15 protein-coding genes are annotated in these 15512 nt (G+C 65.4%); 14 read left to right on the forward strand and 1 reads right to left on the reverse strand.

What is annotated here, in order from left to right; all coding sequences use genetic code 11:
- The first annotated feature begins 7 nt into the window (after positions 1–7).
- From H597_RS0122990 to H597_RS0123035, 10 genes are read left to right on the forward strand one after another with little or no spacing between them, the layout of a single operon-like run.
- Positions 8–1576 (forward strand): type II and III secretion system protein family protein, encoded by a 1569-nt coding sequence (locus H597_RS0122990; RefSeq protein ID WP_028104173.1) that lies wholly within the window; start codon positions 8–10, stop codon positions 1574–1576.
- Between the two features lie 8 nt (positions 1577–1584).
- The gene (locus tag H597_RS0122995; RefSeq protein ID WP_028104174.1) at positions 1585–1860 is read left to right on the forward strand and encodes a hypothetical protein; all 276 of its coding nucleotides are present in this window, start codon (positions 1585–1587) and stop codon (positions 1858–1860) included.
- A 9-nt stretch (positions 1861–1869) separates the two neighbouring features.
- A complete protein-coding gene (locus H597_RS0123000) occupies positions 1870–3420 on the forward strand; it encodes a pilus assembly protein TadG-related protein (RefSeq protein ID WP_028104175.1) in 1551 nt (516 codons plus the stop codon).
- Between the two features lie 5 nt (positions 3421–3425).
- Complete coding sequence (locus tag H597_RS0123005) at positions 3426–3884, forward strand: TadE/TadG family type IV pilus assembly protein (protein ID WP_028104176.1); 459 nt, start codon at positions 3426–3428, stop codon at positions 3882–3884.
- Positions 3885–3891: 7 nt separating this feature from the next.
- Entirely contained in the window at positions 3892–4422 is a 531-nt protein-coding gene (locus tag H597_RS0123010) for a TadE/TadG family type IV pilus assembly protein (RefSeq protein WP_028104177.1), read from the forward strand.
- 8 nt (positions 4423–4430) lie between these two features.
- Positions 4431–5591, forward strand: a complete 1161-nt coding sequence (locus H597_RS0123015; protein WP_028104178.1) for a CpaE/TadZ family protein — start codon at positions 4431–4433, stop codon at positions 5589–5591.
- 32 nt (positions 5592–5623) lie between these two features.
- Complete coding sequence (locus H597_RS0123020) at positions 5624–6997, forward strand: TadA family conjugal transfer-associated ATPase (RefSeq protein WP_028104179.1); 1374 nt, start codon at positions 5624–5626, stop codon at positions 6995–6997.
- A 3-nt stretch (positions 6998–7000) separates the two neighbouring features.
- The gene (locus H597_RS0123025) at positions 7001–7978 is read left to right on the forward strand and encodes a type II secretion system F family protein (protein ID WP_028104180.1); all 978 of its coding nucleotides are present in this window, start codon (positions 7001–7003) and stop codon (positions 7976–7978) included.
- Between the two features lie 12 nt (positions 7979–7990).
- Positions 7991–8947 carry a type II secretion system F family protein gene (locus H597_RS0123030; protein WP_028104181.1) on the forward strand — a complete coding sequence of 319 codons (957 nt, stop codon included), beginning with the start codon at positions 7991–7993 and terminating at the stop codon, positions 8945–8947.
- A 12-nt stretch (positions 8948–8959) separates the two neighbouring features.
- On the forward strand, positions 8960–10156 hold the full coding sequence (locus H597_RS0123035; protein WP_028104182.1) for a LytR C-terminal domain-containing protein: 1197 nt from the start codon (positions 8960–8962) through the stop codon (positions 10154–10156).
- A gap of 1 nt (position 10157) precedes the next feature.
- Here H597_RS0123035 and H597_RS32170 read toward each other — a convergent pair whose 3' ends face one another.
- On the reverse strand, positions 10158–11588 hold the full coding sequence (locus H597_RS32170) for an aminotransferase-like domain-containing protein (protein WP_035375038.1): 1431 nt from the start codon (positions 11586–11588) through the stop codon (positions 10158–10160).
- A 117-nt stretch (positions 11589–11705) separates the two neighbouring features.
- Here H597_RS32170 and H597_RS0123045 point away from each other — a divergent pair, with 117 nt between their 5' ends.
- The 4 genes from H597_RS0123045 (at position 11706) to H597_RS0123060 (ending at position 15457) form a co-directional block, all read left to right on the forward strand.
- Positions 11706–12683: a threonine dehydratase gene (locus H597_RS0123045; protein WP_028104183.1), complete on the forward strand. Its 978-nt coding sequence runs from the start codon at positions 11706–11708 to the stop codon at positions 12681–12683.
- Positions 12684–12844: 161 nt separating this feature from the next.
- Positions 12845–13702: a DMT family transporter gene (locus H597_RS0123050; protein WP_083941270.1), complete on the forward strand. Its 858-nt coding sequence runs from the start codon at positions 12845–12847 to the stop codon at positions 13700–13702.
- Between the two features lie 68 nt (positions 13703–13770).
- Positions 13771–14235 carry a RidA family protein gene (locus H597_RS0123055; RefSeq protein ID WP_028104185.1) on the forward strand — a complete coding sequence of 155 codons (465 nt, stop codon included), beginning with the start codon at positions 13771–13773 and terminating at the stop codon, positions 14233–14235.
- 28 nt (positions 14236–14263) lie between these two features.
- Positions 14264–15457: an aminotransferase-like domain-containing protein gene (locus tag H597_RS0123060; protein WP_028104186.1), complete on the forward strand. Its 1194-nt coding sequence runs from the start codon at positions 14264–14266 to the stop codon at positions 15455–15457.
- The last annotated feature ends 55 nt before the right edge of the window (positions 15458–15512 follow it).

Raw genomic sequence — 15512 nt, forward strand, 5'->3', positions numbered from 1 at the left:
GCTTCCCATGAAAAGTCTAAGCACCGCGGTACCGAACCTCCTGGGCGCCTTGCTGGTCCTGCCCGCCCTGGCCCTGCCGGCGCACGCCCAGGTGGGCGCCGAAGCGGCCGTCGTCGCGCAGCAGCCGAAGATGAAGGCCAAGGGCGCCAGCGCCCCGGGCAAGAAGGCCGAGGCGCCGGTGGCCGCCATGCCGGAGGGACGCACCGAGATGGCGCCGGCCTTGCAGCTGGCCGAGGGCAAGTCCAGCATCGTGCGCCTGCAGCACCCGGCGGCGCGGGTGGCGGTGGGCGACGCCCGCATCGCCGACGTGATCCTGCTGAACCAGCGCGAAGTCTATGTCCTGGGCCGCACGGTCGGCGCCACCAACCTGATGGTCTGGCAAAAGACCGGCGATACCGTCATTGCCGACCTGACCGTCAGCGCCGACACCGCCGCGCTGCAGTCCGGCGTCGACAAGCTGACCGGCCAGGCCGGCATGGTCAAGGTCAGCGCCGCCGCCGACTCCATCATGCTGAGCGGCACCGTGCCCGACGTGGTGGTGGCCGAACACGTGCTGCAGATGGCCAATGCCTTCGTCACCCGTCCGCGCCCCGCCGCGGGCGGCCCCGGCACCGGCTCGGCCGCCCCGGCCGGCGCCAGCACGGCGCCGGCGCCCACCGAGGGCGGCATGTCGCTCAAGATCATCAATATGATGACCGTCGCCGCGCCGCAGCAGGTGATGCTGGAAGTGAAGGTGGCCGAAGTGTCCAAGACCCTGGTCGACCAGCTGGGCGCCAGCATCGGCGTCGGCCACAGCATCGGCAACTGGACCTATACCCTGCTGTCGAACCTGTTGAGCGGCAATCCCTCGCTGGCGGCGGCCACCAAGAATTCGAACGGCAACTTCTTCTCCATCGACGCGCAAAAGCGCGACGGCCTGGTGAAGATGCTGGCCGAGCCGAACCTGATGGCCATCAGCGGCCAGGAGGCCAGCTTCCTGGCCGGCGGCAAGATCTTCATCCCGGTCGCCTCCACCCCGGAAGGCGGCATCACCCGCATCACGCTGGAGGAGAAGGAATTCGGCGTCGCCGTGCGCTTCACCCCCACCGTGCTGGCCGATGGCCGCATCAACCTGAAGGTGGCGCCGGAAGTGTCTGAACTGAACAAGGAGGGCGTGGGCATTTCGGCTTCCGGCATCAACGGCACAGCCATCCTGCCCTCCTTCACCACGCGGCGCGCCGCCACCACGGTGCAGCTGTTCGACGGCCAGAGCTTCGCCATCGGTGGTCTGATCAAGAACAACACCACCAACAATATCAAGGCCGTGCCGGGCCTGGGCGAAATCCCCGTGCTGGGCGCCCTGTTCCGCTCCAACGATTTCCAGACCGACCGCTCGGAACTGGTGTTCGTGATCACGCCGCGCCTGGTCAAGCCGCTGCCGCCGGACTTTGCGAATAATCTGCCGACCTCGAACGTGACCGAGCCCAGCCGCGCCGCCCGCATCTTCAACGGCAAGATGGAAGGCGACCCGCCGCCTGCCAAGCAGCCATCGCAGAAACAATCTGCCCAGCAGTCCGGCGGTTTTGACGTGAACTAGGAGGCCATATGAACACCACTTTCCTGCGCCGCGCCGCCGGCGCCCTGCTCCCCCTGGCTCTGGCAGCCTGCATGGAACCGGCGCCCAATGTCGAGCGCAACCTGGGCAAGGCGATGACCGATATGCGCAACGCCCAGATCATCAATCCCGGCGCCGAGCGCAATACGGCGGTGCCGAACGGGCTTGACGGCGCCGCCGCCGCCTCGGCCTACGACCAGTACCAGAAATCGTTCAAGGCGCCCGAGAAGAACAACAACACCTTCCTGATCGGCGTCGGTCACTAGGAGACTGCCATGGTCCAGCGCATCCAACAGCAGCACAAGCAACGCGGCGGGGTCGCCGTGATGACCGGCCTGCTGCTCATGTTCGTCCTGATCCCGGTCAGCGGCCTGGTGCTGGACCTTGGCCACCTGTATATCGTCAAGACCGAACTGCAGAACATGTCCGACTCGGCGGCCCTGGCGGCCGCCAAGGACCTGGACAACTCGGACACCGGCCTGAACAAGGCGGTCGCCGCCGGCAAGGCGCTCGCATTGAAGAACCGCTACAATTTCGGCAGCACGCTCACGCTGCAGGACGCCAACTTCCGCTTCGCCGCCAGCCCGGACGGCCCGTGGTACACCCTGGCGCAGAGCCTGGGCAACGCCAATGGCCGTACCTTCGTTGAAGTCGACACCCGGGTCGGCGGCACCGGCGGCACCAAGCAATCGATCAATACTTGGCTGATGCGCATCGCCGGCGACAACAGCACCTCGACCTACGGCTGGGCGGTGGCGGGGCGCTTCATCAATTATGTAACGCCGATCGGTGTCTGCGCCATCGACCCGACCCGGCGCAACGCCAGCTATAACTACGGTACATTTACCGAACTTGTCGAATACGGCTTCCGCCGTGGGGTCTCGTACAATATATTCGATCTGGGTTCGCTGGGCGGCGCAGCCTCGGATCCCTATCAGATCAATCCGGTCAATTCACCGCCCAATGCCTGTAACGCTTCCAACAGCTCGGCCAATTCCACAGCACCGTTCATGTGCATCGGTAATAGCGCCGTGCTGACCACCGGCGTCGGACAGGTCTACACCAACACCGGCATGACCGCCTCGCTGGACAAGGCGCTCAACTCGCGCTTCAACGATTATTCGGGCGGATCCAAATGCGATCCCGCTACCGCTCCGCCCGATAAAAATATCAAGGAGTACCTGCCGGGCACCGGCAACCCGCCGGCGGCCTGGCAAGATTCCGGCACCACCAACTTGCCCAGCCAGCAGTCGGTCGACACTGTCAGCAGTGGCGGCCTTGATACTCCAAAGTATTCGCTGCCGTTCGAACGCGCCTATCCCAGCACGGCATCGACGCGCGTTCCCACGCCGGCAACATATCCGCAATACGGGGTGATGTGGTCGTACACGCCGGCCGTGCAGGCCGACGGCACGACCGCTATTACGCCGGCCCAGGCCAACGGCACCAAAGCATCAAGCAAGATGTACGGATCGCTCACCGGCGGGTCGCTCGACTACATCAACGCCGCCACCTACCCCACCAGCATCGGCGCCGGCTTCACGTCGGATCATGCCGCGCCTTACAACCAGGCCAGCGGCGCGAACTTCCTGGCCCCTTCCGGACACACAGGGGTAGAGGATCGCCGCATCCTGAACATCGTCCTGATTGACTGTCGCACTGCGCCGGCGGGAAGCGGCTCTTGCGGCGTCATGAACGCAGTCGGCATTGGAAAATTCTTCATGCAGAAGAAGGCCGACTTCAGCGGCTCGCCGAAGAAATTGAACGTTGAGTTCACGGGCCTTGTGGCGCCGGTGCCTTCGTCCGAAGTCAAACTATACAAGTGAATGCCATGCGCAGCCATCCCTCCAACAAACAATCCGGCGCCGCCCTGGTCGAATTCGCACTGGTGGCATCGATCCTTTTTCTGCTGCTGGCAGGCACGTATGAATTCGGCCGCGCCTTCGCCTTTTACGACGCCCTGAGCAAGGCCACGCGCGACGGCGCCCGCTACATGAGCGTGGCAAAAAAAGCCACCATCAACTCGGCCTCTGTCAGCAACGCCAAGAGCGTGGTGGTGGCCGCCGCCAACGCCGCCAAGGTCCCCGGCTTCACCAGCAGCAATGTGGTGGTCACCTGCCTGGACGCCTCCTACAACGACAGCAACTGCGTCGACGGCACCGCGCCCGGCGGGATACGGGTCGAGATCACGAACTATTCGGTCAATATCGGCCAGACCATCCCGCTGATCGGCAATTCCGTGCGCCTGATCAACCTGACCCCGCGCACCACCATGCGCTATATGCTGTGAGGATGCCATGAAAAATCCGGCCCGCCGCCCCAGCCTGAGGCGCCAGACCGGCGCCGCGATCGTGGAGTTTGCCATCATCGGCGGCCTGCTGCTGGCCTTCATCTACGCCATCTTCGAGTTCGGCCGCATGATGTTCGTGTATAACACCATGCAGGAGATCAGCCGGCGCGGCGCGCGCGAGGCGACCGTGCGCTGGGTCAGCGACGCCGCCGCCATCAAGAGCGTGGCGCTATTCGGCGCGACCACCCTGCCGGGCGGTCCCGAGATCACGAGCTCGAACATCTCCATCCGCTACCTGCGCGCCAACGGCGTCGACGAGGTCACCACCGTGCCGCTAGACGCAGGTGACAACCTGTCCGCCTGCAACGATATCACCCGCACCACGGAATGCATTATGTACGTCGAAGTCTCCGTCAAGAACGTCCAATTCAGCCCGCTGATTTTCAAAGCCGGCGCGGTCACCACCTCGCGGCCCACCAACGCCATGCCACAAGCGACCACCATCGTCTACGCCGAAAGCCTCGGCTTCACCAACTGAGCGATCCCATGAAGATCACCACCATCTCCAGCAACGATAAGCAACTGTTCGACATCGCCCGCATCCTGCGTGAGCGCAGCCAGTCCGACCAGGTGGACGTTCTGCCTGGCTTGGTCGATAAGCTGCCCCGTTTCGAGCATGGCGCACCGGACTTGCTGCTGGTGGCGCAACCCTTGCTTAACGGCGCGGACCTCGAGCGGCTGGAAACACTCAGCGCGCAACATCCCGACATGGCGATCATCGTCGCCTGCGGCCAGCAAACCCCCGACTTCCTGCTGCAGGCCATGCGCGCCGGCGTGCGCGAAGTGATGCCGATGCCCATCGACCAGGCCGCGTTGCAGGCCGCGGTACGGCGCATCGACGACAAGCGCAATTTCAGCACCCGCTCGCTGGGCAAAGTGCTGGCCTTCATTTCATGCAAGGGCGGCAGTGGCGCCACCTTCCTGGCCGCCAACCTGGCCTATGCACTGGCGGCCGCCGAGGGCAAGAAGGTGGCGCTGTTCGACCTAAACCTGCAGTTCGGCGACGCCTCCCTGTTCGTTTCCGACCAGCGCCCGGCTGCCAGCGTTGCCAGCGTGGCGGGACAAATGCACCGTCTCGACGCGTCGTTGCTGTTTTCCAGCATGGTGCAGGTGACCCCGAATTTCCACGTGCTGGCGGCGCCGGACGATCCTACCCAGGCCAACGACGTGCATCCGGAACACATCGACGCCCTGCTGAGGCTGGCGCGCCAGCACTACGACTTCGTGCTGCTGGACGTCGGCCGCAGCCTGGACGCCGTGTCCGTGCGTGCCCTCGACCAGGCCGACATGATTTTCCCCATTCTGCAAGCAACGCTGCCGTATATCCGCGACGGCAAGCGGCTGTTGCAGGTATTCCGCTCGTTGGATTACCGCAAGGACAAAATTCACCTGATCGTCAACCGCCATTCCAACACCGGCGACATCCGCCTGCGCGATTGCGAGCAGGCCTACGGGATGGAGATGTTCCGCACCATCCCCAATCACTACGAAGCAGCAGCCGCCTCCGTAAACCAGGGCGTGCCGATCTTACAGCTGCAGCGCGCCAGCCCAATTTCCAAGGCCCTGCAAGACCTGGCACGCACCCTGGCCGGCGAAAGCAGTACCGAGGCGCGCGGCTGGCTATCCCGAATCCTTCAGCGCGCATAAGCCGCACCCACGCCTAGCCCATGGAGCCGACCATGCAGATCCCAGCCCAGACCCTCCGCAACCGCCTTGGCGCCAACGCGCCGGTCAACAGCAACGTCGCCGCACTGCGCACTTCCGAGGCGATCGACAATCGCGCCTACCAGCAGCTCAAGCACCGCATCCACCAGACGCTGCTCGACCGGGTCGACCTGGAAGGCATGCAGCGCCTGACGCAGGACCAGATCCGCGACGAGCTCAAAGTGCTGGTCGAGCGCCTGCTGGAAGAGAACATGGTCGTGATCAACGACAGCGAGCGGCGCAACCTGACGCGCGACATCCAGTACGAGGTGCTGGGCTTCGGGCCGCTTGAGCCGCTCTTGGCCGACCCCAATGTGTCGGACATCCTGGTCAACGGCGCGCGCCAGGTGTACGTCGAGCGCAAGGGCTGCCTGGAGCTGACCCCGATCACCTTCAACGACGACGCCCACCTGATGAAGATCATCGACAAGATCGTCTCGCGCGTGGGGCGCCGCATCGACGAATCGAGCCCGATGGTCGACGCCCGCCTGCCGGACGGCTCGCGCGTAAACGCCATCATCCCGCCGCTGGCCATCGACGGCCCGGTGCTGTCGATCCGCCGCTTCTCGGCCGACCCGCTCGGCCTGGCCGAGCTGATCAGCTTCAACTCGATGACCGAGGCCATGGCCACCATCCTGCAGGCGCTGGGCAAGAGCAAGGTCAATATCCTGATTTCGGGCGGCACCGGCTCCGGCAAGACCACCATGCTGAACGCCATTTCCGGCTACATCAACCACAGCGAGCGCATCGTCACCATCGAGGACGCCGCCGAACTGCAGCTGCAGCAGCCGCACATCGTGCGCCTGGAAACCCGGCCGCCGAATATCGAAAACAAGGGCGAAGTGACGCAGCGCGCCCTGGTGCGCAACGCCCTGCGCATGCGCCCCGACCGCATCATCCTGGGCGAGGTGCGCGGCGCCGAAGCGCTGGACATGCTGCAGGCGATGAACACCGGCCACGAAGGCTCGATGGCCACCATCCACGCCAACACCCCGCGCGACGCGCTGACCCGCCTGGAAAACATGATCAGCATGGGCGCCCCCGGCCTGCCGGTAAAAGCCATGCGCCAGCAGATCAGCTCCGCGATCGGCGTGGTGGTGCAGGTGGCGCGCCTGACCGACGGCAAGCGCAAGCTGATGTCGATCCAGGAGATCACCGGCATGGAAGGCGAGATGATCACCATGCAGGAAATCTTCTGCTTCAAGCAGACCGGCGTCGGCACCGACGGCTCGGTGCAGGGCTTCTTCAGCGCCACGGGCGTGCGGCCGCGCTTCGGCGAGCGCCTGCGCACCTTCGGCGTCACTCTGGCCGACGACATGTTCGACCCCACCGTGCAAAAGAGGATGTAAGCCATGGATTACCTCTACTACGCAACCGGCATCCTGGTCTTCCTGGCCGTGGTGCTGATGATCGAAGGGATGTACCTGACCTGGAATTCAGCCAAGGGGCCAGAGGCGGAACGCATCGCGCGCCGCCTGCGCATGATGTCGGCCGGCGGCCACGCCGGCGGAGAAAGCGCCTCGATGATCAAGAAACGCCTGCTCAGCGAGACGCCCGTCATGCAGCGCCTGCTGCTACAAATGCCGCGCGTCAGCCAGCTTGACCGCTTGCTGGAGCAATCGGGCATGACATGGACCGTATCGGACCTGCTCGTTCTGTCACTGGTCAGCCCCGTGCTGGTTGGCGGTCTCGCCCTGTTCCTGCGCCTGCCGCTGCTCGCGATACTGCCCTTGATGGCTTTCTCGGTCGCCATCCCGCTGCTGCTGGTGGTCAGCGCCAAAGGCAAACGCCTGGCAAAAGTGGACCAGCAATTGCCCGATGCGCTGGACCTGATCGGCCGCGCCCTGCGCGCTGGACACGCCTTCCCCACCGCCTTGAAAATGGTGGGCGATGAAATGAATGCGCCGATCGCCGACGAATTCAAGACCACCTTCGACGAGGTCAATTTCGGCATCTCGATGAACGATGCGCTGATGAACCTGGCCACGCGGGTCCCCAGCACCGACCTGCGCTACTTCGTCATCGCCGTGATGATCCAGCGCGAGACCGGCGGCAACCTGGCCGAGCTGCTGGACAACATCAGCAAGATCGTGCGCGAGCGCATCAAGCTGCTCGGGCAGATCCGCGTGCTGTCGGCCGAGGGGCGCATGTCGGCCTGGGTCCTCGGCTTGCTGCCCTTCGCTGCCGCACTGATGATCCAGATTACCAACCCGACCTTCCTGGCCGTGCTGTATACCGACCCGGCCGGCCAAAAGATGGTCGCGGGCGCCCTCACCATGATGGTGCTAGGGGTACTGGCCATGCGCAAGATTATCCGGATTCGCGTCTAGAGGGAGATTGCTATGAACGTCCTTCAAATGGCTTTCCTGGCCCTGGTGTTCCTGCTTGTATTCGGCACCGCATATGCGTTCATGCTGCGTTTTAGTGGCAACCCGGTCCAGGGTAGGCTGCAACAGGTGAGCGACTTGCCGGGCACTTCGCGCCGGCGAGAGCGCATCAATCCGAACCTGCTGTCACGCATCGCGGCCTGGCTGGCGCCGGTCGCCAAGCTGTCGGGAGGCGAAACGGAGGAATGGGAAAAATCGGCGCTGCGCACGCGCTTCATGAATGCCGGCCTGCGCCATGCCTCGATGGGTCCCTTGTACTTCGCCGCCAAGACGGCGCTTGCGATCATGCTGCCGATGGCACTGTACGCCTCACTGGTGGTGGCCAATTCACGCTTGTCCGGCAATGGCCTGATGTTCTGGCTGCTGCTGGCCGCCGCCCTCGGTTATTACCTGCCAAATTTCGTACTGCGCCGCGCAGTCAACCGCCGCCAGCTGGAGATTTTCGAATCCTTCCCCGACGCGCTGGACCTGATGACCGTGTGCGTGGAAGCCGGCCTGGCGATGGACGCCGCCCTGCTGCGCGTAGCCGACGAAATCGGCATCAAGAGTCCGATCCTGGCCGATGAACTGAACCTGGTGACCCTCGAACTGCGCGCCGGCCTGTCCAAGGAGCGCGCCCTGCGCAACCTGGCCTTGCGCACCGGGGTGGAGGACGTGGATGCGCTGGTGGCCATGCTGATCCAGGCCGAACGCTTCGGCACCAGCATCGCCGATTCGCTGCGCGTGCAGTCCGAGCAGCTGCGCACGCGCCGCCGCCAGCGCGCCGAGGAAGCCGCGGCAAAGATTTCGCTGAAACTGCTGTTCCCGTTGATCTTCTTCATCTTCCCATCCTTGCTGGTGGTGTTGATGGGGCCTGCCTTTATCTCGATTTACCGCGTGCTGCTGCCCACCATGGGCGGCGAAGGCGGCTAGAAAGGAATTGCCATGATCAAGCTCAAGCCAATCGCCTTGGCCGTAATGGGTTGCGGCCTCATCCAGGGCTGCGGCGCCCCCCCTCCTGCCCGCCCGCTCGCGGTGCAGCCGGTCGTGCGCGGCGACATGCCGGGCAACCAGGCCGCCAGCTGGAACCGGCTGGGGCGCTTCCACCATGAGCGCGGGCAGCTGGCCCTGGCGCTCGGCGCCTACGCCCAGTCGCTGGCCCTGGACGCCAACCAGCTCGAGGCGCGCAACGCCGTGGCGGTGATCGAGGCGCAGCAGGGCGACCTGGAAGCGGCGCGCAAGGCGCTGGTGGCCCTGGTCAATGACTTTCCCGGCGAGGCGCAGCCGCATACCAACCTTGGCTATGTGCTGCACTTGATGGGCGACCATGCCGGCGCCGCGCAAACGCTGCACCGCGCAATGGCGCTGGGCGCCGGGCCGAAGGCGTTCCAGAACCTGCAACTGGCTGAAGCGGCGCTGGGCAAGGCGCCTGGCGGCGCCGAGCCGCGCTTGGCTGCGGCACCTGCCCCAGCCCCAGCCACTGCCCCAGCCACTGCCGCGGCGGCCGCCGTCGCCGCTTCCGTGCCTGACCCTTCGGCCCAGGCCCCGTCGGTTGTGCCGCTGCCAGCCCCCGCGCCGCGCCGCGAGCCGCAGCTGCTGACAGTACTGCCATCGTCGTCGCCAGAGGTGGCCAGCCATATGGAGCTGGTCAAGGTCGCCGGCAATGTCTACGAGCTGAAAGCCCGCGTGGCCGCGGATCCGGTGGCGGCACCGGCCGCCACGGCTACCCTGGCTGCGACGGCAGCGCCAGCTGTTGCCGCCGTCGCGCCCAAGCCCGCCGTGCAGGCCGTAGCCCAGGCCGACAAGGTCCGCATGGCGCGCCTGGAGGTGGCCAACGGCAACGGCGTCACCGGCATGGCGCGCCGCTTCCGCAATGTGCTGGGACAGATGGGCATCCCGGTCGAACGCCTGAGCAACGACAAGCCGTACAAGCAGGTGAGCACCACCATCCAGTACAGCCCCGGCTTCGAAAAGCAGGCGGCCGGCTTGCAAAAAGCCTTGCAAGGCAAGGCGCAGCTCTCCAGCAAACAGCTGGCCAGCAGCGACGTCCGGCTGGTGCTGGGCAAGGACGCCCAACTGAGCCTGGCCGCCGCTACCGAAGCGGCCGGCCTGTCCCTGGTCGCCATGCAGGACGGCAAATAGCCTAGGCCCCCAGTTCGCGCTGCAGGAAACGCCAGATCTCCGGCGCCTGCAGCGCGGCGATGTTCAGCCGCATGAACTGCGACGGCAGCTGGCTGGGCGAAAACAGGCTGCCCGGCGCCAGCAGCAAGCCCTGCGCCATCGCTTTTTCGGTCAGCGCATTGGTGTCGCGCCCCGCGTCCACCCACACGAACATGCCCGCCGGCGGTGCGCTGGCAATGCGCATTCCCGTCTTTTCCAGCTGGCGCACGGTACGCGCGCGCAGGCCGTCCAGGCGTGTGCGGATGCGCTCCGTATGCTTGCGGTAGCTGCCCTCCGACAGCACCTTGTGCACCACGCGCTCGCCGATGTCGCTGGTGGTCAGAGTCTGCAGCATCTTGCGGTCGGCCAGGCGCTGCGCCAGCTCCTCCGAGGTGGCAATGAAGCCCACGCGCAGGTTGGCGGCCATGGTCTTGGAAAAGCCGCCCAGGTAGATCACCCGCTGCAACTGGTCCAACGCCGCCATGCGGGTGGCCGGCTGCACGCTGCTGCCCGGGTGCAGGTCGCAGTAGATATCGTCTTCCACGATGGTGATGTCGTGCTCCTCGGCGATGCGCAGGATCTGGAACGCCTTGGCGGCCGACAGCGAGCTTGAACTGGGGTTGTGCAGCACCGAATTGATCACGTACAGCTTGGGCTTGTGGAGCGCGGCCAGCTCGGCCAGCTGCGCGATATCGGGCCCGTCGGCCAGGCGCGGGATGCCGACCACGCGCGCGCCCAGGGCGGCGAAGGAGCCGAACATCAGGAACCAGGCCGGATCGTCCACGAACACCGTATCGCCGGGCCGGGTGAATTCGCGCGCCACCATGTCCAGCGCCTGCGTCACGCCGGCGGTGGTGACGATCTGCTCGGGCGCCGCGCCGATTTCAAATTCGGCCAGCTTGTGCTGCAGGTGCTGGCGCAGCGGCAGATAGCCCTGCGGCACGCCGTAGTTCAGCAGGATGCTGCTGTGCTGGCGGCTGATGGCGCGCAGCGCGTTGCCGATCGCCACCCCGTCCAGCCAGTCAGCCGGCAGCACGCCCGTGCCGGGCATGTACTGGTGCGGCACGGTACGGAACATATTGCGCACCAGCCAGACCACGTCCAGGCCCTGCGTGCCCTCGTGCGGCGCCAGCCCGGCGTCGCGCGGGGCCGGCGGCGCCTGCAGCGGCGCGCGGTCGCGGATGAAAAAGCCGGCGCCGCGGCGCGACTCCAGATAGCCGCGCGCCACCAGCTTGTCGTAGGCGCCAACCACGGTGAAGGGCGACACGCCGTGCGCGTTGGCGAACTGCCGGATCGAGGGCATGCGCGCGCCGGCGCGCAGCACGCGGTCGTCGATGCGGGCGGCCACGCTGCGCACGATCTGGTCGCTGAGCGACTCGCCGCCCGCGCGGCTGAGGAGGATTGTATTGGTCATATCACCATCACAGTGCGTGAAATTATCCGCTTAAGTGTACTGGTACTGTACTGGTCACTTATTCTACGATACACGCATTCCCCCTCAATTGCCAAAGAAATTACCAGAGAGATTGCCATGAACCTGCTGCCATCCCGCACGGAACTCGACGCCGCCGCCGCCATCGTCTATGGCGCCATGCAGGCCACCCCACAGTATTCCTGGCCGCTGCTGAACGACGCCCTGGGCACCGAAGCCTGGGTCAAGCACGAAAACCATACGCCGACTGGCGCCTTCAAGGTACGCGGCGGCCTGGTTTATATGCACCAGCTGATGCAGCGCGAGCCGGGGCTGCCCGGAGTGATCGCCGCCACGCGCGGCAACCACGGCCAGGCGGTGGCATACGCCGCCCGGCGCCATGGCGTGCGGGCCGTCATCGTGGTCCCGCACGGTAACAGCGTTGAAAAGAACGCCGCCGTGCGCGCCCTCGGCGGGGAGCTGGTCGAATATGGCGACGATTTCCAGGCCAGCCACGAGTACGCCCAGGCACTGGCGCGGCGCGAAGGCTTGCATATGGTGCCGTCCTGCCACCCGGACAACGTGGCAGGCGTGGCCAGCTACTGGATGGAGCTATTCCATGCCCAGCCGGCGCTTGCCACGGTGTTCGTACCGATCGGCCAGGGCTCGGGCTTTTGCGCGGCGATTGCGGCGCGCGAGGCGCTCGGCCTGCGCACCCGCGTGATCGGGGTGGTGTCCGGGCATGCCACGGCCTATCTCGATTCCTACCGCAGCGGAGAGCTGCGCGAGGCGCCGTCGACCACCGAACTGGCGGACGGCATGGCTTGCCGCCGGCCACATGCCGGGTCGCTGGAAGTGGTGCAGCGTTATGCGGAGGAGGTGGTTGCCGTCAGCGATGAGGAAGTGGCGCGGGCGATCCGTCTTTATTACCGGGCTACGCATAACCTGGCCGAAGGCGCCGGGGCGGCCGCGCTGGCGGCGGCCTTGCGCCTGAAGCACGATCCGCGCGTGGCGGGCTGCAAGGTGGGCCTGCCGCTGACGGGCGCCAATGTCGATGCGGACAAGGCGATGCGGGTGCTGTCGGAGGTGCTGCCGTGACGCCGTATTCGCATGATTTTCCGCGGTGGGAGGCGAAGCGCCAAACCGGTAAACCTGGGTCTGACCCGAGGGTCAGACCCGAGCTTGCGGCGGCTGAAGGTGCGGGTCTCACCCTTGGGTCAGACCCTGGTTTACCGGTTTTGGCCGGCGAATCGCAAGGCATGCTGCTCGGCTTCATCGGCGTCGCCATTTTCAGCCTGACGCTCCCTTTCACGCGCCTGGCGGTGGCCGGCCTCGACCCGCTCTTTGTGGCCATGGGCCGCGCTGTGGCGGCCGCTGTACTGGCACTGTGCTGGCTACGCTGGAAACGCGCGCCCCTGCCAACGCGCGCCCAGTTGCCAACCCTGCTGGCCGTCACCATCGGCTGCGTGCTCGGCTTCCCATTGCTGACATCCATCGCCATGCGCACCCTGCCCGCCTCTCACGGCGCGGTCCTGGTCGGCATCCTGCCGCTGGCCACGGCCTTGTTCGCCGCGCTGCGCGGCCATGAGCGCCCCTCGGCCGGCTTCTGGATCATGGCCGCTGCCGGCAGCGCGCTGGTGGTCGGCTTCGCGCTGAAACAATCGGGTGGAGGACTGCACGCCGCCGACCTGGCCATTTTCGCCGCCGTGGGCCTGGCCGCCATGGGCTATGCCGAAGGCGGCCGCCTGTCGCAAAGCATGGGCGGCGAACAGGTGATCGGCTGGGCCCTGGTGCTGTCCCTGCCGCTGGCCGGGCCGGCCGCTGCCTGGCTGCTGTGGCGCGACTGGGCCGGCATTGCCGCCGCACCGGCCAGCGCCTGGCTGGGCTTCAGCTACGTCTCCGTGTTCTCCATGTTTATCGGCTTCTTCTTCTGGTATCGCGGTATGGCGCTGGGCGGCGTGGCGCGGGTCGGCCAGGTCCAGCTGGCCCAGCCCGGATTATCGTTGGCGGCGGCCGCCCTGGTCCTGAACGAAACTTTGCATATTGAGCATATTCTGTTCACTTTTGCCGTAATTGCCGTCGTCGGCGCAGGAAAACGCATGAAAGTGGCCCGTTGACCGTGACGAATTCGGCAAGCCGCAGAGTACAATAGCGTTTTCACGGCACCCCTTTTCCTGGAAATTACATGTCTGTCTACGAAAAACTGAAGTCGCTCGATATCACCCTGGCCGCGCCGGCCGCCCCGGTCGCCGCCTATGTGATGCATGTACAAACCGGCAACCTGGTATTCCTGTCCGGCCACATCGCAAAGAAGGCCGATGGCACCCCTTGGGTTGGCCAGCTGGGTAAGAATATCTCGACCGAAGAAGGCCAGCAGGCAGCACGCTCCATCGCCATCACCATGCTGGGCACCCTGCAGGAAGCCTGCGGCGGCGACCTGACCCGCGTCAAGCGCATCGTCAAGGTCATGAGCCTGGTGAATTCCACTCCCGACTACACCGAACAGCACCTGGTCACCAACGGCTGCTCCGAGCTGCTGGGCGAGGTGTTCGGCGACGCCGGCAAGCATGCGCGCTCCGCGTTCGGCGTGGCGCAGATCCCGCTTGGCTCCTGCGTGGAAATTGAACTGATCGCTGAAATCGCCGCTTAATCCCGCCTCACCGCTTGAGAATTGAAAAATGAAAATCGAGACCCCAAACCCGTTGCAGTGGAATTTCTCCAAGCGTGCCAAAGGCATGCAGGCTTCCTTCATCCGTGAGATCCTGAAGGTCACCCAGCAGCCTGAAATCACCTCCTTCGCCGGCGGCCTGCCATCGCCAGCCACCTTCCCGGTGGAGATCATGCAGGCAGCGTTCGACAAGGTGCTGTCGACCCACGGCAAAGTCGCCCTGCAATACGGCCCGACCGACGGCTATATGCCGCTGCGCCAGTGGATCGCCGATTCGCTGTCCCATAACGGCGCCAAGATCTCGCCGGAACAGGTGCTGATGGTGTCGGGCTCGCAGCAGGCGCTGGACCTGATCGGCAAGGTGCTGATCGACGAAGGCAGCAAGGTGCTGGTCGAAACCCCGTCCTACCTGGGCGCGCTGCAAGCGTTCTCGGTGTACCGTCCGGAATTCCATTCGGTGCCATCGGACGAACACGGCCTGATTCCATCGTCGCTGGACGCCATCGCCGAAGGTGCGCGCCTGCTGTACGCGCTGCCGAACTTCCAGAACCCGACCGGCCGCTCGCTGTCCGTGCAGCGCCGCCAGGAGCTGGTCGAGACCTGCGCCCGCCTGAACCTGCCGCTGATCGAAGACGATCCATACGGCGCGCTGTCGTATACCGGCCAGCCAAGCCCGAAGATGATCGCCATGAATCCGGAAGGCGTGATCTACATGGGTTCCTTCTCCAAGGTGCTGACCCCCGGCATCCGCTTGGGCTACGTGGTGGCGCCGCTGCCGATGGTGCGCCGCCTGGAGCTGGCCAAACAGGCCGCCGACCTGCACACCGCGCAGCTGACCCAGATGGTGGTGCACGAAGTGGTGAAGGACGGCTTCCTGGACCAGCACATCCCGACCATCCGCGAACTGTACGGCAACCAGTGCAAGGCCATGCTGGACGCCATGGACCAGCACTTCCCGAAAGAAGCCACCTGGACCAAGCCGGACGGCGGCATGTTCATCTGGGTCGAGCTGCCAGCGCACATCAACGCCATGGAACTGCTGGACGAAGCGATCAAGAACAAGATTGCCTTCGTGCCGGGCGCGCCGTTCTACGCCAACGAACCGGCCACCAACACCCTGCGCCTGTCCTTCGTGACCGTGCCGCCGGAGCGTATCCACGCCGGCATCGAAGTGCTGGGCAAGCTGATCAAAGCACGCATGTAAGCCTGGCTTGCTGAATCGAACGGGGCATGTCCTATGCAGGGCATGCCCCGTTTTT

It is taken from the genome of Pseudoduganella violaceinigra DSM 15887 (assembly GCF_000425385.1).
In the GTDB taxonomy this organism is placed as follows: domain Bacteria; phylum Pseudomonadota; class Gammaproteobacteria; order Burkholderiales; family Burkholderiaceae_D; genus Rugamonas; species Rugamonas violaceinigra.